We start from the raw sequence: 19,511 nt of genomic DNA, 5'->3' as shown, positions 1-19,511 counted from the left end.
TGTCAAGCGGTATCAGAATTTTTTGTGTTCTTCGGAAGGTCGGCAAACGCTGCCATTCGTAACGCATCCTCGAGATTGGTACGAACTTGAGAGTAAGCTTGAACTCCTGGGATACCAGCAGAATTATCAGCATAAAAAGATTTATCAGAAGGGCTTAAGGAATTATATCCAACTTGAGTTTCACTCACATAATCCACAATTGCGGTTAAATCCCTTGCCAGGTCTGCTTCTTCTTCGGGACTCAGTTTCGCTGTTCGAGCACTAGATCCACGCTGAAGAAGTCGTTGTGCTTCTAATCGATCTCCAAAATCTGACGGCGCACCCTGCTCTTCTGGCTGACCGTAAGGGCGTTCATCACGATGGAGTCGATCTGGAGAATGATCATTCCGTGGAATATCTGACTTTGGACCAATATTTCTGATAATAGACATACAACCCTCCTCACTTACCCCTTACAACTTTTGCGTTTGATGAAGCATTGCTTGATTTCGCGCAAAAAGAATCCCCATCACCTCATGATCTGCGCTTTGATACGCTGCTGGTTGAATCCCAGCCACATCTTGACCAAGTCCCGGAAAAGAGACGTACGAAGCGTCTTCTTTTTGTAATTTTTCCATATGACGTTGATACGCTGCTGCTTGCGTTTGGTCCCCAATAGCACCCACACCGTACATGGCTGCAGCTCCAATGGCTGCTGGGGGGAAAAGAATAGAAAGCGGAAATGCCGCAGCTCCGAAGACTTTTCCCATTCCGGAAAGAAAACGTCCGAACCCCCCTGGACGTTTCGCTTCCCGCTCGTGGGGATCAATACCTTGAACCACTCGAGCTTCGTAGCGAACCAGATCAAACTTCATTGGGGTTGTTGCTCCCATGGATCACCTCGTAACGCTTTTCAGTATACCCGAACCTTTCATAATACTTATCGGTTTTTTTGGGACCCAATGTTGCGTCTTCTTCGAAAAAAGGATGTAGCAGAAAAAATGAATGAATTCAAAGGATTATATTACAATTCCTCTTCTTCCCCTTCCTGAAGCTGTCGCGGAGTCTCAACCACTCGCCCTTCAATCGTCCGCATATCTCGGGTTTGGCTGAGCTCCCGTCTCAAACGAGATCCTTGGACGATGACGATAATAAGAGCTGTAGAGAGCAGCACGAGGAGCAGGAAAAAAATCAAAAAATAGAGTTTTAATTTTGATTTTGACGTTTCATTCAGACTCAAACCTAAAAGCTCTTGGCCTTGCTCTTCTGGTGAAAAGCTTGAACCTTCACGTGTTGGGGTCGTCAGACTCAACACATCCCCTGGCTGCAAGGTCGGCGTCCCTGAAGAAATATAGCTAATAATGACACTCACATCTCGGGGATTCAGTCCTTCAATGGCATTTGCCACAAATTGTTGAATTTTGGCTTCGCTGATCGCTGACCTTACCGTTAAGCCCGGTTTTGCTTTAATAATCGCAGATGCCGTAGGACGTTTGATTTCATTCGCCGCACGACTGGCAAACTCATCTTGTGTCGGCAAATTGAGGACGACGTCAACATCGACAACATCCGGGATACGCTCGAGAGAATTGATAATCTCACCTTTGAGGGCGAGAAGATAACGAGCTTTTTGTTCATCAGGTGTCGGGATGAGCCCCTTTTCTTTATAGACTCCATCAAGTCCAAGTTCACGACGACGAGGAAGATTGTGTTCAACGAGTAACTGACGAGATCGCGGCATATCGTTTGGAGAAACTTCAACCGAATAAAAAATTTCATTTTGACGCGTCTCTTTTTTCTTATTGGCCTTAATATTATGCTCTGAAAGAAGCACGAGCATTTCATTGGCATCTTCTTCTGAAAGATCCTGGTAAAGTGAAATCTGCCCACACGCGGTAAAACAGGAAAAAACACAGAGAAAAGTCAGGACACGCATCGTGGATCCCCGATGGGGGTAGTCAGGGGGAGAGCAGGATTTCCACCTGACTTTAGCGAGTTGCGGATTCACTCCGCGCGAGCGAATAGATCTAATGAACCGAACGAAGTTTTTTTGCATGAGCATCCTTTTTTGGCACAAATCCTTTTTCGATTGCTTCGAGCAGCGCCTGCGCAAAATGACCAGCAGGGCCCCTTTCATCGATACTTTTCACTTCTTCGAGAAGATCCAATCCTTCTTGTTTTTTCCCGGAAAAAAGGAGCGCTTCTCCGAGGTACACTTTAGCAAAAAAACTTTGAGGATCGACCTTCAAAGCTTTGCGATAATAAAGAATCGCTTTTTGAAAATCTCCTTCGCAAAATGAAACTCCGCCGAGGGCTACAATCGGAATTTCACTCTCAGGAGAGAGAAGGGAAAGACCTTCAAAAATCTTTTTTGCATCATCAAATCGACGCATGCCGATGAGTACATAGCCTGCTTCCATCATGATGCGAAGATATTTGCGATCGAGTTCAATCACGCCCACCGCCCCCATTATTATTATTGAAGAACAAATCGGCCGCATTATAGCGGCCGATATTGTACGACGCAACTTCAATCCTTCAGTCACTTCGAGATTATCCTCGAGCCGTGAATTTTTCAATCATCGCCATACGTGCACGGTGATCAGCTGAAAGAATATTTGATTTTGTATTCCACTCTTGCATGTTGGATTGCATCATCGCTTGGAGTTGCATCAAATTTAAATTATTTTGATGCATCGAACTCATCAGCTCCCCAGTTGAAAACCCAGGAGTGGTATTATCGACAAAGGTTCCAGATCCTGGAGGGAGAACTCCACCGGCCTTCATCGGACTCATGCCATAAGGAGTAGAACCAGGAAGAGGTGCACCACCAAACGCGTATGAAGGAGCCATCTGTGAGCGTGAAGCAGAGACGCCAGAGAAAGCTGAAGAGAGCACCGCTCCAGAACTGACAGATCCATATTGATGAGTGGCTTCTGCGCTTGCGGGCCCAAAGGCTTCGACAGCACCAAGGAATTGATTAAAATCTTTTCCGGTACTGACACCTTTTAGTTTTGTCCCCGCTTTTATTTCTGCTGGTTGAATCGTTTGTATGTTTGACACGGTATCCTCCACGGTTCACTCTTATTATCGGAAAGGTGAGATCCCAATGTTGCCTTAAGCTTGAAGGATTTATAAAATGGGGAAAGAAAAACGAAAAATACTTATATATTTCAATATATTACTTCTTATTTTTTGATTTCTCTTGAAGGGTATATTTGATGGAAAGAAGCTCTCGAAAGAGTTCCATGGTCATTTCCAAAGCGGTCATCACTTTTTGAGCATCCCTCCCCTTTTTAAGGCCCCGTTTCTTTCGAGAGATATCATCAAGAGCGTCATGCACTTTGGAAAAGACATCATTGAGTTCATTAAAATTTTCAGAATCGAGAAGCGCTTCGATTTCAGGATAACCGAGTGACTCGGCCGACGGTGAGGATGATCGTTTTGCCATGGTGAAACGATAGCATCTTGTGTCCTTTCTCGCAATGCTCCATAAAGAAGAGATGGAAAGAATATGGATCTATACAATCGGGACATTCGCTGTCGGCATTATCGGAGGTTTGTTTCCGTTGTGGGGAAGATGGTCGAGTCGACAGCTTCATCTCTTTGTCGCCTTTGGCGCTGGTGTTTTTTTAGGTGCTGTCTTTCTCCACATCTTGCCGGAAGTGACGCAGTATGAAACCACGCATCTGATCAATGCCCTCGTGCTTGTTGGATTCATGGCGATTCTTCTTCTGGAAAAAGTTCTTCTCAACTCTCACGAAGAATGTCACGATCAAGCGTGTTCTCATGAACATGTGGTCTTAAGTTGGACGACATTGATTGGACTTTGCGTTCATGGTCTTTCAGAAGGGGTGAGTCTTGGACTCGCGCTCGAATCTCCAAAACTCGCGTCGCTGCTCTTCATTGCAATTATCGCGCATACATCCGCTGCTTCTTTTTCGCTTGTCACCATTTTTCGGCTCGCAGGTTTTTCACTGACACGTGCTGCGTCTCTTCTTCTCGTTTTCTCGCTGAGCACACCCGTTGGTGCACTTCTCTCCTCACAATTTCTCCATTTTCTTCCAGAGCATGTAGCCAACATTCCTGCTGCTCTTGCTGCCGGAACATTTGTGTACGTTGCCACCTGCGATCTTCTTCCCGAAGCATTTCACGATAGCCGCAATCGCGTGAAATCATTTATCGCATTGGTGATTGGAATTGGTGTGATGATGCTTGTGCCAAAGTGAAAAAATTGCACTTGTCTTCTTTCATCAATTGGTTATGAACATTCTTGCTGCGCCCACGAAAGAAACCATGAAGAAAAAATCATCCACTCCAAACGGAAAGTCTGCTGAAGAGTTTCGCTATCAGAATATTATTCTCGAAGATATGCGATCCCAAATTCAAACGATCGCTGAAGGACAACAAATACTTAACAGCAAAATTGACAACGTTGATCAAAGGCTTATTTCTGAAATCAAGTTTACACAACAAGCGATCAAAACTGTGCATGATAGTTTAAAAAATGATATCCAAAAGGTAGAAATCAAACTAAGCGGTGAAATTCAAAGAGTTGAAACAAAACTTACAGATGATATCCAAAAGGTAGAAGCCAAGCTTAGCGGTGAAATTCAAAGAGTTGAAACCAAACTCAGTGCTGACATTCAACGAGTCGAACGTACATTGTCAGAAAAAATTGATCGTCAAGGTGAAAAAGTCGAACGACACGATCGCGATATCACAACCCTTAAAACCGCCGTGGCTGGAAGATAATCTTAAAGATTTATTAGGGTGTGTGGACAATGAGAACAACTCCTTAAAATATCGGTGAATATTTTTTACTGTTTGTCATCCCCGTGAAAACGGGGATCTCCTGACATCCATGAGATTCCCGTTTTCGCAGGAATGACATTTTTCAACAGATCCTTTATTCATGGCTCCTTTCGCTTTTTCTTCTAGAAAGTTGCGTGAAAAAAACGTCCCTGGCCTTCCTTACAATTTCGAGTAAACGCGTTGGTATTCATTAATGCGAGCGCTAGAAGGTGCAAAGGCTTGAAGTGCCAAGAGTGACTGAAGATACTCTTTCATCTGCTTGCGCGCGCCAAGTTCCGCGGAAACAAGATAGGCACGTTCAAAAGATTCAAAGGCTTCCTCCTTTTTCCCAAGTTTTTCATACATCTTTCCTATCTGAAAAAGATCGCTGGCGATCCCAACAGAGTATTCGACGAGTTTATCTTCGCGAAGCGCTTCGTGATAGGCTTCAAGCGCTTGTGGGAGATTTCCTTGGGTTTCATGCAATCTTCCAAGTTGAAAATAGCTTGAAGCAGCAGTTCGATGGAGTTTCTTTAAAAGAGCCAAATGCAACGCTTCATTCAAAACTTGTGATGCTTCTTCATATTGATGAAGAGCGATCAATGCTCTCCCCTTTTGATTGAGAAGCGCTGCTTTCTCTTGTGGTTCTTTTGCATCACCGTTAGCTTCTTCCAAAAGTTTGAGCCCTTGTTCTGGTTTCCCTTCATCAATATGGAGGCTCGCAATGTTCAAGAGATTGGTAGCAATTCCGGATGAGTTCTTGATTTCACGATTGAAACGAAGCGCTTCTTCAAAGGCACCGCGTGCCTTTTCTTTTTCATCAGCAATCAGATAGAGCGAACCAAGATTATTGATGCTCTCTGCAACTGATGTGCGATCATCAATCGAGAGAGCTGTCAGACGCGCTCGATCATAAAACTTTGCCGCCTCTTCATATTTTCCCTGATAGAAAAGTTCGTTGCCGCGAATGTTGAGTGTCTTTGCATCTCTCTGAAGCGTACGGACCACATCTTCTTTTTTCCCGCCACACGATGAAAATAAAAGAATAAATATGCCGATCATACTAAGCCCTTCGACTTTGCTCAGGGCGAAGAATCTCGAGAAAATTTTATGATTGCGAACCAAAAGAAGTGCCAGACACTTTCTTGCATCAAAACCATGCCAGAAAGATGTCAGGCACCTTTTGGTTCGTCTTCGTCTCATGATCATCTCCCTTCAGCTCTTATGACCGAATCCTCTTCAAAGAGCTGTTCGACATTTCCACGAAGTAGAAAATTTTTCTGTAAGGCTTTGATCACTTTATTTGCCTCCCACAGTCCCTTCCGAGCTTCTCCGATTGCATCGCGCATGTCCGGTGTCGAAGTCTCGAGACCATTTAAAATTTTATCGAGATGATTCATGGAAGAGAGCAGTTCACTGTAAAGAGAGCCATCAGTCGGCGCCATGGCTTTATCAACGTTTTCCGTAATTCCCTTCATATTTTGCAAAATCTGCATCAAGTCACCTTGAGGATCTTCCAAACGCTTTGCGATATTTCCAAATGTTTCTAAAAGTTCATCGAGTTTTCCGCCCGTCTGTGTGCTTGCGGGAATTTCACTCTTTTCCGCAATGAGTTCATTGTTTTGCGGTCCTAAAGAAAGCTCAAGCTGGCTTGAACCAAAAAATGAGGAGAGAACAGAAACTTCCGTGCCTCCTCGCACGCGATCAGCATATTCCTCAAAAATGCGAAACTCAATTTTCACTCGATTATCTGTATCAAGCGTCACATGATCGATAAGCCCAACCTGCAATCCTTTGAGCATCACACTTGCTCCGGAGCTTAAACCTTCAGCTGCAGAAAAATGGGTTGTATAGTGAACATATTTTTGAAACCATTTTTCACCGCGAGCAACAACAGCTGTAAGCACAAAGAACGCAAGACAGGAGAGAATAAAAAAACCTCCCACTATTTTTTGGAGATGGCGAAATTTAAATGGCATCGTTTGTCTTTTTATCTCTCTTCAAGTTTTCCGTCAACGAGAGTCAACGTACGATCAGTATATTGACGTAGAAAAGCTTCATCTTGTGTTGTCAAAATCGAAGCCACTCCCCTCTTTTTTGCATGCTCAATCGCCTCCCCAATCTGGGCAATAAGTTCCTGCGACACCCCTTCCGTGGGCTCATCCCAGAAGAAAAGTTTTGCTTCATGCATCATCGTGCGAATGAAACCAGCAGCGCGCCGAAGACCAGATGAAAGAGCTGCTGGTCGAAGATCGCGATACGGCATAAGTTTCATTTTTGAAAGCCATTGATCGATCATGGTTGCAATTTCTTTTTCAGAGAACAAAGCATGGTACTGAAGCGGAAGAGCCAAATTTTTAAAGATCGTCATGTTTGCAATGAGTCCACCCTCTTGAAACAAAAAACCCAACTCACCACGGAGCCGATATTGTTCTTTCATGGAAAGCTGCCAAAAATGTTTGCGATCAATAAGCAGGACTCCTTGTTGCGGCTCAATGAGCCCAGCACAGATCTTGAGCAGTGTTGTTTTCCCATCTCCAGCTTTTGCCGTGATACCTATAACTTCTCCCGGTTGTACACACAAAGAGACCCCGGTGAGAAACGGCACCATACTATAAGAAAACGTGATATTGTTCAGCTCAAGTGAATAGCCCATATCATTATATATAGAAAAATGCTGTGATAACGGCATTGATTAAAAAACAAACATATATTGAACCCACAACAGCTTTTGTTGTCACCTGCGGAACTTCTGTTGAAGAAAATTTTACCGTGAATCCCCGATAGCAGCAGATGGCAGCAACAATCACGCCAAACAACGTACATTTCATGATATTGACCGTGAGATCCCACACCCCAAACGCACTTCCTAAATGATCGAGAAAAACAGGAAAAGGATAAAAAGTAAAAAATTTTGAAAAAAGAAATCCTCCAAAAAGAGCAACAATTGTAAAGTAGAGGGAAAGACAAGCAACAGCAATAGTCACTCCAATGAGGCGCGGAAGCACGATAAAACGAAGCGGATTAATGCCCATCATCTCGATGGCTTCGATCTCATGATTAACGATCATATTGCCAATTTCAATCGCAATCGCGGTTCCTGATCTGCCGATAATAATAAAAGCGGTGAGCATCGGACCAAGTTCTCGTACAACTACAAGCACAAGCATCTTGCCGATAAGCGCTTCGCCTCCCACTTTCGGAAGTTGTGTTACGGTTTGAATAATCGTTACAAAACCAAGAAGGAGCGCAATGATCGTCACAACCTTCATCGCTTCAACCCCAGTGAAAAGAATCTGTTGAAAGATAACGTTCCAAACAAGCTTGTCGCTCTTGCCACGCTCTGTCCAAGCAGTTTTCAGCGCCTCACAAAACATGGTACTCATCATCAGAGGTGCGCTGAATGATTTGAGCAATGACCGTCCTAAAGCTTCAAACATCTTTTTTCTCCCATTTCATAATTCTCGCTGCAAGCGGTGGGAGTGCAACAACAGTTGCAATCAAACAGGCAGCAGCACCGATCGTCATCATTTGACCTAAACTTGCAAGACCCTTGTGACTTGCGATCATCATCATGCCAAAACCGATCGCATTTGAAAATGCAGTGAGCACAAGTCCTTTTCCCGTTGATTCACCAATCGCATGCAAATTTCGATCATGATGCAAACCGTGAAGCAGATGGACTCCATTGTCTACACCAACACCAATAAGAATAGGGATCGCAAAAAAATTTGCCATGTTGAGAGAAATATTGAAAAGTCCCATACATCCAAAAAGCCATGTCGTTCCGAGAAGAAGAGGAAAAAGAGAAAGAAGTGTGAGTCGCACTGAGCGAAAATCCCACCAGACACAAAGAAAAATCACAAAGACCGAGAGAAACGCTGTTGCGAGAAGTGTCTTCACCATTAACTTTCCCGATTCATGTACTTCAATCGGGGTTCCAACAACATGTGGATCAACAGAGCGAATATCATCGACAAAATGTTCAAGGGCTTGCGGGTCCCAAATATTTTCTTTGGGATAAATGACGATTGCTTCTTTCCCGTGTTCGCTCAGAAAACGTCTCTTTAAAAAAGGGGGTAAATTTTTAGTTGTCATCATGGCTGGAGAAAATCCCTGAACAAGAATGTCTGCATATTTTTTGAGTTCGTTCAGAAAAAGCATCTGAAAAGCACCAAGTCTTTCGAGTGCTGCTGTATCAGCGCTCTCAATTTTTTTCTGGAGTAACGTTACTTTTTCCAAAAACGTTTCGAGTTCATTCACAGCATCCGTACGTCCAGAAGCAAATGCTTTCTTGAGAAGTATTTCAAGCGATCCTGAAAATTGCGTGAGAGAGACGATAAGCTTCTCTCGATCGATATCGCTCTCGACCTGAGCAAACGAAATGTGTTGGAATTTTGGAAGGTACGAAGAAAGAAGTTTTCGTTTCTCTTCCTGACGCTCAGGAATAACGGTAGCAAGCGTATCAACCCGACGAACACTCGGGAGTTGTCGCAAGAGATCTGCTTTCTCTTCTGCTTCTTTTGTATCCTTCACGATCATATTGGCAAAATAGGTCGTCTCGCTCGATTTTTGAAGAATGAGGTTTTCAAACATAACAGATTCAAGCCCTGTTGCTTGAAGTTGCAAAAGGTTCGTATCGAAACGGACACGAAAAGCAAAAGGAATCAGGAAAAGTGTCAGAAGAAAAAGAGTGAAAAGAAGAAGACGTGGTGAAGTATAAAGTTTTGGGAGAAAACGAAATTGAAGAGGTTGAAAAGAAATAAAGTTCGTTCCTGATTTTCGTTCATCTGCAAGAAAAAGCATGGCAGGCAGTACAACCGTCATCGAAAGAAGACAGAGAAGAATGCCAATGGCGGCAATCATTCCAAGCTGTGCGAGACCTGTAAAATCAGTGAACATGAGGGTTGCAAAAACAAGAGCAGTCGTAAGTGCTGTTGTGATATTGGCTCTTCCGGTTGTCATGAGACTTTGTTGTGTTGCGAGACTCGCATTACGACTTTTTGCAAATTCTTCTTCATAGCGTCCAACATATTGAAGAGCATATTCATTGGCTGCTCCAACAAGAATGAGCGCAAAGACAAGAGAAAGAATCGTCAACTCACCCCAGAAAAGGGCGACAGCCCCAAAGGTCCAGGCAATCCCCATAGACAATGAAAGCGTTGCGAGGAGTGGACGAGTGAAACTTCGAAAAAAAAGAATAAACAGAATACCAACACCAAGAATCGCAAGTCCGGTTGCAAGATTCATATCCCGATTTGTGGCCATCAGCTCATCAGCTGCAAGCACCGGTCTTCCGGTTAATCCCGCCTTGATGCCGGGAAATTCATTTCGCGTAAGGTCAATTGTTTTACGAATTTCCTCCAACGGTTTTTCGATCACCGACATCGTCGAAAAATCTTTTTGAGGCATCATCAGAAGAAAAAAGAGATCACCATTCCGAAGATAACCTTTGGGATCAAAATTTTCAGCCTGCCGCAGCAAAAATGTATCAAAGATTCCGGTTTTGATTTCATTCTTCCCGAGCGTTTCTTGCATCATGTCCATCATCTCTGAAAGAAGTGTAAATCCGCGCGCGAGGAAAGTTTCAGACTGCGTCGTCATTGACGGAAGAGTGCCTGCAATTGCCGCAAAAAAAGAATCGAGCCCTTTCCATGCTGCCATATGACGGAGAGAAAATGGAGTTTCCGAAAGAAAATCGCCGACCTCTTTTATTTCGTCTTCTGAAAGATAGAGAAGAAAACCTTTTTCAAGAGCAGGATCTGTTATTTTCCAGGCGATTTCCTGAATATCCGGAATGGTTGTGAGTCTTGCTCCAAGCTGATCCAAAAAATCGCGCGCACGCTGCGGATCTCCTTCTGCTTCCACGACAACATAGAGATATTCCTGGTCTCCAAATTCCCTTAAAAAAGATTTGTACCGCTGATGATAGTCAAGTTTTTCAGAAACAAGATTGTCGTAATCAGCATCAAGGGCAAGATGGGAGAGAGCAAAAAAAATCGAAAGAATGGTAAGAAAGAGCGAAGCTCCCGTGATTTTCCAGGGATGGCGTATGACCAGAAAAGAAATGAAAGAAAATAACCGATGCCGCATCAGCTTCCTCTAACATTCTTTTGAATTAGTACAATAACTTCGGTGACATTAACTTCGGATGTCCTTGGCTTCGCTCTTCTTTTTTGTTATCCATCTTCGTTCTTTTTTGATAGCTTCATTGTCCACGCACCCTAAGATCGCTCAACAATTTCGGAAAGATTAACTTTCATTAATTCCTTCCGAGGTTTTACCAGCACAATACAGGCACCTAAAAAAAGAAAGAAGAGTCCAATGATTCTTTTAGAGTCGAGCGGAATCTGTTTCGCTTCAAAAAAACCGTAATGATCAATCACTGCTGATGTCAGAAGTTGAAACGTTACAAAAAGAAGTGTGGTGAGCATAGCTCCAATATGTGTGATAGCAACATTTATACTATACACGACAAACACCCCCAAACAACCACCTGCAAAATAATACCAAGGAATGTTTTGAAAATCGAAAGTTCCAGTACGAAATCCCAATAAAACAATCAGGAAACCAACCATAGCTCCGACAAAATGATTCACAAAAGAACTTCCAAGACTCCCCACATGATTTCCAAGAGCGGCATTGGTAAGCCATTGAAGCGTCAGAAGGCCACCATTCACCACTGCAAGGAGAATAAAAAAAGAAAACATGATTACCCCAAAAGAAAACCAACCCCGAGAGCGCTGAGCGCAAGTCCAAAAACCCGTCTTCGATCACAGGGAAAAACGGGGAGACCAAAAACACCGAAATGATCCGCAAGCGTTCCGAAAATTAAATTGGATGCTAAAAAAATCCCAACGGTGAGCGCCATTCCGATATGACTGACGAGATAATTGCTGCTCAAAACAATCAATATGCCGTACATTCCACCGAAAAAAAGATGCGGAGGAAACTGTTTCAGACGTGAGAACGAAAAGGATGAAAATTTTCCAAATAAAAAAGGGAGCGCAAAAATAGTTCCTATCAGATGCACGACAAAGGAAGATTCCAAAATACCGACTCGTTCTCCAAGCGCAGCGTTGAGTCGAATGAGAATCGCAACCAGAATACCGCCGAGAATGGCGATGAAAATCGGAAAAAGCTTTGCAAACATCATCTGTTTCTAATGAGAACCTTTCTCTGCGTCAAGTTCTCAGAGTCTGATTGCAAAGGGCGTCATCGCGAGCCCGAAGGGCGTGGCGATCTCCTGAAAACACCGTTACAGGAGATTGCTTCGTCACTGTGTTCCTCGCAATGACATACGAGGATTTTGCAAACGACCTAAGACATGTGCACAACGGCGCGCGAGGATAAACTTTCGCAGGGTATCTCGAGACAATTTTAACACCCGGGATTTGACAATAAAATTGTCGAGAGCTAAGCGAACATTGTGGGTCGACCCACAATGGAGCGGCCCGAGAAAGTTTGTCCGAAGCAGCCGTTGATACCGAGGATTTTTATGAAAAAATTTATTTTTATTGTTCTTCTTTTTTGCATTTCTCAATCTGCATTTGCAGAGCAAAAAAATGCACCTGCAAAAGTGATCATGAACAATCAAGAGTTGACTCAAGTTCAACTTGCAGAGATCAAAAAAGTTTATGGTGTTCAACCAAAGTCAGGAAAATATTGGTGCGATAAAACATCAGGTCTTTGGGGACAGTGGGAAGGACCTGCAATGGGATTTCTTTTCCCGAAACATTGTGTTGGTGAACTTTCTCCTTCTGCCTCCAAAGGAAGTTCAAAAGTTTTTATCAATAATCGTGAAGTTTCACAAAACGAAGCTTTGTGGTGGACTGCGCGAGCTGGAGGGGGATATCCCATGCCGGGGAAATATACTCTTGATCAACAAGGGAATCTTGCAGGTCTGAATGCCTTCGGAGTTCCCTTTGTCGTGAATGTCATCCAAGCAGCAAATGCGCATGGACAAGGTGGTTCCTGGTCACAAGGTGGAACTCTTCATCGAAGTTTCAACACAGGAATCGGCTCCGGAAGCCAAGGGGGCTGCAATTACGTCATCGGCAGTGACTTCTCTTATTCAGGCCCTGGGTGTTAGTCCCTTGTCAGACTGTATTGATATTGCTATGAAAGCGGATCTTTCATTTAACTTTTCACAACCTTTGAGGAGAAAGTTTATGCACGTTCGTCATCGTCTGCTTGTTATTCTTATCGCTCTTTTGACCATCACCCTTCCCGGCTTATCGGCACATACAGAGATACAAAAACTGACAACAACGCTCCCTTCTTTCACGTATGAAGCAAAAGAAATTTCGCAAAAATGCGATGCAGCGATCGTGGAAGCAGAAAAAAGTCTAAAACTTTTGACGTTGCTGACAGATGACACCAGAACTTTTCAGAATACAGTAGCAGAACTGAGTCGCATCCAAGCAGATTTCATCACGACACTTGCTCCACTTGCTTTTCTCTCAAACGTTTCGCCTGATGAAAAAATTCGAGATACTGCTCAAACATGTGAAGTAAAGCTTGATCAGTTCGGCATTGAAGTTTTTACACGTGAGGATCTTTTCAATGCCATTCAAATATATGCGCAAAAGAAAGAAAAACTCTCGCCTCTTGATGAAAAACTTCTGGAGGAAACACTTCGAGATTTTAAGCGTAATGGGCTTTTACAACCAAAGGATATTCGCGAAAAAATTATCACCTTGAAAAAAAATTTGGTTCAACTGACATCAGATTTCAGTAAAAACATTCAAGAGGATAAAAGTTTTATTACGGTCACCAGAGAAGAATTGGAAGGTTTACCAGATGACTATATTAGTCGTCTTGAAAAAATACCTGATGGAAAATACAAAATTACAAATGCCTATCCTGACTATTTCCCATTTGTGCGCAATGCAAAAAGCGGGGATGCTCGCGACCGATTACAAAAAATGATGTATAACCGAGCAGCAGATAAAAATGTGGCTCTTTTAGAAGAGATCATTCGCATGAGAGCCGAGATTGCACATCTTCTCGGCTATAAAACACATGCAGGCTATATCCTTGAACTGAGAATGGCGAAAAATCCAAAACAGGTTGAAAAATTTCTCACTGCTCTCCGACAAAAACTAAAAAAACCGTTGAAGAAAGATTTCAATGATATGCTTGAACTCAAACGTAAATATGAAGACCCGAAAGCTGTGAGAATCACTGACGCTGATAGATATTACTATGATGAATTTGCTCGAAAATTACGTTACGACGTTGATAATCAAAAAATAAAAGAATACTTTCCTCTTGAACACGTTCTCAAGGGAATCTTTGAAGTCTATCAACAAATTCTCGGACTGAACTTTCAAGAAATTTCTGTCAAAGATGTTTGGCATCCGGATGTGCAAGTCTTTGAAGTACGAGACCATACAAGCAACGATCTTATTGGATATTTTTATATCGATCTCTTCCCACGGGAGGGGAAATATGGTCATGCAGCAATGTGGGATATTGTCCCAGCACATATACTTCCCGATAAAAGTTTACAAATCCCGGTAGCAACCATGGTTGCCAATTTCACCAAACCATCTCAGTCACGTCCTTCGTTGCTTACTCATGATGAAGTTGAGACTTTCTTTCATGAGTTTGGTCATGTCATGCATGGCCTGCTCGGCCACTCCCCCTATATTGAATTTTCAGGAACGAATGTGGCACGAGATTTTGTCGAAGCTCCGTCTAATATGCTCGAAAACTGGGTTTGGGAGCCACTTGTTCTGGAAAAAATTTCCCATCATTATCAAACAGGGGAAACGCTACCGAAAGAGATGGTCAAAAAAATGATCGAAGCAAAAAATCTTTACGCTGGCGCACGCTATTCTCGACAGATTCTCTATGCCTTTCTTGCTCATGAATACTATGCAAACGGTGCAAATGTCGACACCGACGCCGTGTTGAAAAAACTCTGGAAGGAAATCTTTCTTATCGATGCTCCAGAAGGAACACATTTTCAAGCAAGCTTTGATCACTTAATGCACTATGATGCCTCCTATTATGGATATCTCTGGAGTGAAGTTTTTGCGGCAGATATGTTTCGCCGATTTCAAAAAGAAGGAATTTTAAGTGGGAAGGTTGGAAAAGAATATCGAACATTTATTCTTGAACCAGGTGGAACAAAAGACGAAAATGACATGCTTAAGGATTTCCTCGGCCGAAAACCAAATCAGAAAGCTTTCTTCAGAAGCATTGGTCTGAAAAAATGAAACTTCCCTCGTTTGATATTTCAGCAGAAGAGATAAAGAAAAATTCTGCAAAAATTATTTCTGATGCGCAGAAACGTTTTGATCACATTGGGTCTCTCAAACAAAGCCAAAGATCGTTTCAGAATACCGTCGCAGCATTTGATCAAATAGAAGCAGACGTAGAAGATCAGCTCAACATCTTGGTGATTCTGCAGCAAGCCTCTCCTCATAGCACTCTTCGGGAATCAGCCGAGCATGCAGTAAATGAACTTCAACGCTATCTTGATGTCGATATCTACAGTCAGCAATCGCTCTATACCGCTCTTTCTTCATGTAAAGATAAGACTCTTTCATCAGCAGAAGAAAAAGTCCTTTCGAAAAAACTTCTCAAATTTAAACACAATGGATTTGGACTTTCTGAAAAGAAACAAAATGAAGTATTGATGTTGAAAAAACAATTGATTCAGGAAGAGCTTGAATTTTCGAAAAATATTCGCGAATGCTCAGATGAACTCTGGCTCACGAATGAAGAACTGAAAGGTCTTGAAGACAATTTTATCTCTTCACTCGAGCAAAAGAATGGAAAATATCGTCTCACCATGGCCTATCCTCACGTCACTCCGGTCATGGCACACGCTGTTGCAGCAAAAATCCGAAAAAAAGTGCAGTCGACATTTCTCAATCGAGCACGAGAGAAAAATCTCCCCCTTCTTGATGACATTTTACACAAACGACGTCAGCTTGCTGAAAAGTTGAATCATGATCACTATGCCGATTATATTCTGGAAGATCGAATGGCAAAAAATGCCGCCACAGTTGTCTCTTTCCTGGATGATCTTCAGAAAAAATTTCAACCACGCATCATCGGAGAGATTCAAAAAATTCTCGACATGAAACAAAAAGATTTTCCAAACGCACGAGAGGTAGAAGACTGGGATATTGGTTATTATGCAACACGATATAAAAACTTCCATTTTGATCTGGATGAACAAAAACTGAAATCCTATTTCCCACTTGAGCATGTCACAACAGCAGCCTTTGAGCTTTTCAAAAAACTTTTCGGTATCGAGATGAAGGAAGTGAAAGAAGAGAAAAAAATGAAGGGCCGCAAGGCCTGGCATAAAGAGGTTGAACTTTTTGAAGTCAAAGATACTGCAACACGCGAAATATTAGGTCACTTTTATCTCGATCTTTTTCCACGTCCTGGGAAATACAGTCATGCAGCTATTTTCCCGTTGTATGAGGGTCGTCGTCTTGCTGATGGGACATATCAACTTCCAGCATGTGTGATGTTTGCAAACTTCTCTCGTCCGACAGCTTCTTCCCCTTCTCTTCTGACTCCAGGCGAAGTAAAAACCTACTTTCACGAATTCGGACATATTCTGCATCTTCTCTGTTCACGCCAAGAATATCGACAACTCTCTGGTTATCGTGTGGCATGGGATTTTGTCGAAGTTCCATCTCAAATTATGGAAAATTGGTTTTATGAGCCTGAATCACTTAAACTTGTCAGCAAACATTATGAAACAGGAAAACCTCTTTCCGATGAGATGATACGTCGCATGATTGCAGCCAAAGATACCTTTCCCGCTCTGAATTATTCACGACAAGTGATGTTGTCCAAACTCAATCATCTTTATCATACGGAAAAAAAAGTCGACACCACTGCTCTCTTGAAGCAACTCTGGAAAGAGATTCGCGGTATTCCCATGCCTGAGGGGACACACTTTCAAGCAAGCTTTGGACATCTGATCGGCTATGCAGCGGCGTACTATAGTTATCTTTGGAGTCGTGTTTTTTCGGAAGATCTTTTTACTCGTTTTCAATCTGAAGGGGTTCTGAACGCTCATGTCGGCATGGAATTACGAAAAAAAATCTTAGAACCGGGAGCGAGTGAAGATGAACTCGTTTTAGTTGAAAATTTCCTGGGTCGTACATCAAATAATAAAGCCTTCTTTAAAAGTATTGGACTGGTTTAAATATTTTCACATTTCAGCAAACAGCGTTTTTCCATTTCCACTTTCACCTCATACAAAAGATTCTTTGCCATATTTTTTAAACCGCGCTGGACAATAAACTGCATTGCTGGCAAATGGGGGTTCGCCAGCAAGACATAGCGAAGGCGAACCCCAGAAGCTGTTGATTCAATACACCAAGAACCGGAATAACTTTTAAAATCCTGATATGAAACATCATCAAAGGCAATATGACGCAGAGCTGTTTCAGAAACACGAAGCAAAAGTCGAATTTTCTGCTGAAAAAGGAAAGCTTTTGCCTTTCCCTTCTGCTCAATGAGCAAAACATCTTTCTCGCGTGTTTTCACACTGCTTGTCTCAAGTGAAGAAACAAACGTATCAATGTTGTCATAATCTGTGAGCACTTCCCACGCAATCGACACCGGAACATTGACGTCCAAAAAACCTTGAAGCATGTAAACACCTTTCTGGTCTCGCGAAAGAGAGATCTTTATTTCTTCGGCGAAAGAATGAATCGTGCAGAGAGATCCAAAAAGAATAAGAATGATGATTTTCCAAATCATTGTTCCCCTTTTAAAAATTCATTTGGAACAAAAGCTTTGCTTGTGGAACAACTTTTCTTGCAACTGATGCTCCTGACAATGCAAGCACGCTCGTTTGATCAACCTGATCAGTTAATACGTAAGAACCAATACCCGGTTCCGTGGCGACAGGAACATTGATGAGCACTGATGGTTCAAAAATGATTTTTGCATGATGCTCTTTGAAATAAAAATTAAGCGATGGACCCACTTCATGAATGAGCCCACCTGTTGGTGTAATATCAAAGGTGGTTTTGTTTTTGGAGTCAAAATATCTGAAACGGGAATCCGGACGTAACGCGGCATACCGCACCGCAACTTCAAACGGGGCCTTATAGAGCGATGTCTGCATACGCCCACCCATGAGGCTCAAACCACCGTAGCCATTCGCATATTTTGCATAGTTTGCTTCAGCTTCAGCTGACACGATGCAGGAAGAGACAGATGTACGAACTGCAAAATCGGCGCCACCTTGCCAGAGATCACCTCTGTCAAGCGGCGATAAATTAATAAAGGGGTTCCAGTTACTATTTGTCAAAAGTGATTTTTCAGTCGCTTTTACATTCATCACCGTCGAATGACCGACATTCGAATCACGCATAAAAAGTCCGTTCATGAAAAGAGCCCATCCGGAAGAATCTTTACGAAAATTATTTTGCTTCAGCGTAAAGATATCTTCATCCAGTCCTTTATTGATTCCAAAACGCGTGACGAAAAGAGGAGTTCCCAATTTTTGCGGAATAAATCGCAGAGGAATATCGCGACCACCACCCGTAAATACACCAATCGTTGCGGCGATATCATACGGAAAATATCCATGCACCGCAACACCCACATCACGACCTACACGAAAGCCCAAATTCTGGATTGATCGATCCGTGAAAAGAAAGAAAGCGTCATCCGTAACTCTTTCTCTGCTATAGGGAACATTAAATTGGCCAATTTTGAGCCGAATCATGCTTGTAATAGGGAAATCAACGCTTAAATCCAGAAGCCCCAGAGATGCATTCTTATCTTTGACCTCTTCCTCACCCCCAAAGACAAGCTGCATATGATATTTAAAATCATCAAATCGTCCTTTAAAATTAAGTCGTGCTTGTTTGAGAAAGAGATAGAGACGTAAATCATTCCTGGATGGATCCTTCACTCTCTCGCCAAAACCAAGCACCTGTCCATGAATATTAATGTCCAGCTCTTTATCTTCTTTTCTGATCACTTCGATACCAAACGCATTGACACTCACGAGAAATACCATCATCATTCCTGCCGCACATTTGCACCATTGTGATTTCATCATTGCTCCTCCACTAGTTGGAACGGAAAAAAAGTTCGTAAAAGACTGTTACCGCATCATCTGTTTTGATTGCTCCCATCATTGCTTTGGGAGGCTGCATTCCAAAACTCGTCATCAAAAGTTCTTTCTGTCCTTTGATCCAAAATCCGTCGTTATGAATCTCAAGCTCTGCGGGAAGCTCTACGTGTTGTGCAACACCGGCAATCGTAAGCGTGCCAAGAGCAATGATCTTCGACACAGGTTGCGTCTGTCGCAAACTTTTGAGAGAAAAGGTAATCAAAGCATGCGTTTCCGCTTTCATGGTTTTATACATGTTTTTATCCAATCCCTTTTTCCCTGAACGAAGCGACATGACAGGAATAACAAGCTGAAAACGTTTCCAATGTTTCTTCCGGATTACTTCATTGACAACTTCCGGAGTCGATTTGAAACGGAATACCTCGGGCTGAAAGACCACCTCTGCCTGTATTTCATGCGCAACACAGGTATAAGAGTGAAGTGTTGAGGTACCGGTAATCCACAGCTTACTTTCCGGATCCAAATACACCTGCGTGGCTGCATGGAGAGGTTTCTGTAAAAACAGAACAAACAGCGCGACATAAAGAATAAGAATGAAACCTTTTTTTGTCATGGTACTATCCTTTCTTGAGATAGAGCTTCGTCCCAATGAGCAAAAAAACAA

General features: G+C 42.7%; 21 protein-coding genes. 5 read left to right on the top strand and 16 right to left on the bottom strand.

From position 1 onward, the window contains the following. Positions 1-2 precede the first annotated feature (2 nt). The 6 genes from A3C46_02945 to A3C46_02920 form a co-directional block, all read right to left on the bottom strand. Positions 3-431: a hypothetical protein gene (locus A3C46_02945; protein OGQ21553.1), complete on the bottom strand. Its 429-nt coding sequence runs from the start codon at positions 429-431 to the stop codon at positions 3-5. A gap of 21 nt (positions 432-452) precedes the next feature. Then, positions 453-872 carry a hypothetical protein gene (locus A3C46_02940; GenBank protein OGQ21552.1) on the bottom strand — a complete coding sequence of 140 codons (420 nt, stop codon included), beginning with the start codon at positions 870-872 and terminating at the stop codon, positions 453-455. Positions 873-1,003: 131 nt separating this feature from the next. Continuing rightward, entirely contained in the window at positions 1,004-1,915 is a 912-nt protein-coding gene (locus A3C46_02935) for a hypothetical protein (protein OGQ21551.1), read from the bottom strand. Positions 1,916-2,006: 91 nt separating this feature from the next. Beyond that, positions 2,007-2,480, bottom strand: coding sequence for a hypothetical protein (locus A3C46_02930; GenBank protein ID OGQ21550.1), 474 nt, complete (start codon positions 2,478-2,480; stop codon positions 2,007-2,009). A 52-nt stretch (positions 2,481-2,532) separates the two neighbouring features. Then, positions 2,533-3,042: a hypothetical protein gene (locus A3C46_02925; protein ID OGQ21549.1), complete on the bottom strand. Its 510-nt coding sequence runs from the start codon at positions 3,040-3,042 to the stop codon at positions 2,533-2,535. A gap of 118 nt (positions 3,043-3,160) precedes the next feature. Beyond that, positions 3,161-3,430: a hypothetical protein gene (locus A3C46_02920; GenBank protein ID OGQ21548.1), complete on the bottom strand. Its 270-nt coding sequence runs from the start codon at positions 3,428-3,430 to the stop codon at positions 3,161-3,163. A gap of 19 nt (positions 3,431-3,449) precedes the next feature. Between A3C46_02920 and A3C46_02915 the strand changes: the two genes are divergently transcribed. Beyond that, a complete protein-coding gene (locus tag A3C46_02915) occupies positions 3,450-4,208 on the top strand; it encodes a hypothetical protein (protein OGQ21547.1) in 759 nt (252 codons plus the stop codon). Then, positions 4,195-4,734, top strand: coding sequence for a hypothetical protein (locus A3C46_02910; protein OGQ21546.1), 540 nt, complete (start codon positions 4,195-4,197; stop codon positions 4,732-4,734). The genes A3C46_02915 and A3C46_02910 overlap by 14 nt, the downstream gene beginning before the upstream one ends. A 219-nt stretch (positions 4,735-4,953) precedes the next feature. On the opposite strand, the gene A3C46_02905 is transcribed toward A3C46_02910, so the two are convergent. From A3C46_02905 to A3C46_02875, 7 genes are all read right to left on the bottom strand, one after another. Further along, the gene (locus A3C46_02905; GenBank protein OGQ21545.1) at positions 4,954-5,982 is read right to left on the bottom strand and encodes a hypothetical protein; all 1,029 of its coding nucleotides are present in this window, start codon (positions 5,980-5,982) and stop codon (positions 4,954-4,956) included. After that, a complete protein-coding gene (locus tag A3C46_02900) occupies positions 5,979-6,752 on the bottom strand; it encodes a hypothetical protein (GenBank protein ID OGQ21544.1) in 774 nt (257 codons plus the stop codon). The genes A3C46_02905 and A3C46_02900 overlap by 4 nt, the downstream gene beginning before the upstream one ends. Positions 6,753-6,763: 11 nt before the next feature. Beyond that, the gene (locus tag A3C46_02895; protein ID OGQ21543.1) at positions 6,764-7,429 is read right to left on the bottom strand and encodes a hypothetical protein; all 666 of its coding nucleotides are present in this window, start codon (positions 7,427-7,429) and stop codon (positions 6,764-6,766) included. 4 nt (positions 7,430-7,433) lie between these two features. Next, positions 7,434-8,150, bottom strand: a complete 717-nt coding sequence (locus A3C46_02890) for a hypothetical protein (protein ID OGQ21605.1) — start codon at positions 8,148-8,150, stop codon at positions 7,434-7,436. Positions 8,151-8,205: 55 nt separating this feature from the next. Further along, a complete protein-coding gene (locus tag A3C46_02885; GenBank protein OGQ21542.1) occupies positions 8,206-10,866 on the bottom strand; it encodes a hypothetical protein in 2,661 nt (886 codons plus the stop codon). 131 nt (positions 10,867-10,997) lie between these two features. Next, on the bottom strand, positions 10,998-11,483 hold the full coding sequence (locus A3C46_02880) for a hypothetical protein (protein ID OGQ21541.1): 486 nt from the start codon (positions 11,481-11,483) through the stop codon (positions 10,998-11,000). Positions 11,484-11,485: 2 nt separating this feature from the next. Beyond that, positions 11,486-11,926: a hypothetical protein gene (locus tag A3C46_02875; GenBank protein OGQ21540.1), complete on the bottom strand. Its 441-nt coding sequence runs from the start codon at positions 11,924-11,926 to the stop codon at positions 11,486-11,488. A gap of 345 nt (positions 11,927-12,271) precedes the next feature. On the opposite strand from A3C46_02875, the gene A3C46_02870 reads away from it, so the two are divergent. The 3 genes from A3C46_02870 to A3C46_02860 all read left to right on the top strand — a co-directional run bounded on the left by A3C46_02870 (position 12,272) and on the right by A3C46_02860 (position 16,957). Next, positions 12,272-12,865: a hypothetical protein gene (locus tag A3C46_02870; GenBank protein ID OGQ21539.1), complete on the top strand. Its 594-nt coding sequence runs from the start codon at positions 12,272-12,274 to the stop codon at positions 12,863-12,865. Between the two features lie 79 nt (positions 12,866-12,944). Next, entirely contained in the window at positions 12,945-14,999 is a 2,055-nt protein-coding gene (locus A3C46_02865) for a hypothetical protein (GenBank protein ID OGQ21538.1), read from the top strand. Next, positions 14,996-16,957, top strand: a complete 1,962-nt coding sequence (locus tag A3C46_02860; GenBank protein ID OGQ21537.1) for a hypothetical protein — start codon at positions 14,996-14,998, stop codon at positions 16,955-16,957. The genes A3C46_02865 and A3C46_02860 overlap by 4 nt, the downstream gene beginning before the upstream one ends. On the opposite strand, the gene A3C46_02855 is transcribed toward A3C46_02860, so the two are convergent. The 3 genes from A3C46_02855 to A3C46_02845 are packed head-to-tail and all read right to left on the bottom strand — an operon-like array spanning position 16,954 to position 19,460. After that, positions 16,954-17,517: a hypothetical protein gene (locus A3C46_02855; protein OGQ21536.1), complete on the bottom strand. Its 564-nt coding sequence runs from the start codon at positions 17,515-17,517 to the stop codon at positions 16,954-16,956. The genes A3C46_02860 and A3C46_02855 overlap by 4 nt on opposite strands. 10 nt (positions 17,518-17,527) lie before the next feature. Further along, a complete protein-coding gene (locus A3C46_02850) occupies positions 17,528-18,829 on the bottom strand; it encodes a hypothetical protein (GenBank protein OGQ21535.1) in 1,302 nt (433 codons plus the stop codon). 13 nt (positions 18,830-18,842) lie between these two features. Further along, positions 18,843-19,460, bottom strand: a complete 618-nt coding sequence (locus A3C46_02845) for a hypothetical protein (protein ID OGQ21534.1) — start codon at positions 19,458-19,460, stop codon at positions 18,843-18,845. Positions 19,461-19,511 lie beyond the last annotated feature (51 nt).

It is taken from the genome of Deltaproteobacteria bacterium RIFCSPHIGHO2_02_FULL_44_16, assembly GCA_001798185.1.
Classification (GTDB): domain Bacteria; phylum UBA10199; class UBA10199; order 2-02-FULL-44-16; family 2-02-FULL-44-16; genus 2-02-FULL-44-16.
Note: the sequence above shows the minus strand (reverse complement) of the source record. Positions and strands in the feature narration are given on the sequence as shown.

Bases quoted from the DNA above. Each gene is read 5' to 3' on its own strand.
- A3C46_02850 (OGQ21535.1), bottom strand. From the start codon at position 18,829: ATGAAATCACAATGGTGCAAATGTGCGGCAGGAATGATGATGGTATTT.
- A3C46_02900 (OGQ21544.1), bottom strand. From the start codon at position 6,752: ATGCCATTTAAATTTCGCCATCTCCAAAAAATAGTGGGAGGTTTTTTT.
- A3C46_02845 (OGQ21534.1), bottom strand. From the start codon at position 19,460: ATGACAAAAAAAGGTTTCATTCTTATTCTTTATGTCGCGCTGTTTGTT.
- A3C46_02865 (OGQ21538.1), top strand. From the start codon at position 12,945: ATGCACGTTCGTCATCGTCTGCTTGTTATTCTTATCGCTCTTTTGACC.
- A3C46_02935 (OGQ21551.1), bottom strand. From the start codon at position 1,915: ATGCGTGTCCTGACTTTTCTCTGTGTTTTTTCCTGTTTTACCGCGTGT.
- A3C46_02895 (OGQ21543.1), bottom strand. From the start codon at position 7,429: ATGGGCTATTCACTTGAGCTGAACAATATCACGTTTTCTTATAGTATG.
- A3C46_02940 (OGQ21552.1), bottom strand. From the start codon at position 872: ATGGGAGCAACAACCCCAATGAAGTTTGATCTGGTTCGCTACGAAGCT.
- A3C46_02875 (OGQ21540.1), bottom strand. From the start codon at position 11,926: ATGTTTGCAAAGCTTTTTCCGATTTTCATCGCCATTCTCGGCGGTATT.
- A3C46_02885 (OGQ21542.1), bottom strand. From the start codon at position 10,866: ATGCGGCATCGGTTATTTTCTTTCATTTCTTTTCTGGTCATACGCCAT.
- A3C46_02860 (OGQ21537.1), top strand. From the start codon at position 14,996: ATGAAACTTCCCTCGTTTGATATTTCAGCAGAAGAGATAAAGAAAAAT.
- A3C46_02870 (OGQ21539.1), top strand. From the start codon at position 12,272: ATGAAAAAATTTATTTTTATTGTTCTTCTTTTTTGCATTTCTCAATCT.
- A3C46_02905 (OGQ21545.1), bottom strand. From the start codon at position 5,982: ATGATCATGAGACGAAGACGAACCAAAAGGTGCCTGACATCTTTCTGG.
- A3C46_02880 (OGQ21541.1), bottom strand. From the start codon at position 11,483: ATGTTTTCTTTTTTTATTCTCCTTGCAGTGGTGAATGGTGGCCTTCTG.
- A3C46_02855 (OGQ21536.1), bottom strand. From the start codon at position 17,517: ATGATTTGGAAAATCATCATTCTTATTCTTTTTGGATCTCTCTGCACG.
- A3C46_02930 (OGQ21550.1), bottom strand. From the start codon at position 2,480: ATGCGGCCGATTTGTTCTTCAATAATAATAATGGGGGCGGTGGGCGTG.
- A3C46_02890 (OGQ21605.1), bottom strand. From the start codon at position 8,150: ATGTTTTGTGAGGCGCTGAAAACTGCTTGGACAGAGCGTGGCAAGAGC.
- A3C46_02945 (OGQ21553.1), bottom strand. From the start codon at position 431: ATGTCTATTATCAGAAATATTGGTCCAAAGTCAGATATTCCACGGAAT.
- A3C46_02920 (OGQ21548.1), bottom strand. From the start codon at position 3,430: ATGGCAAAACGATCATCCTCACCGTCGGCCGAGTCACTCGGTTATCCT.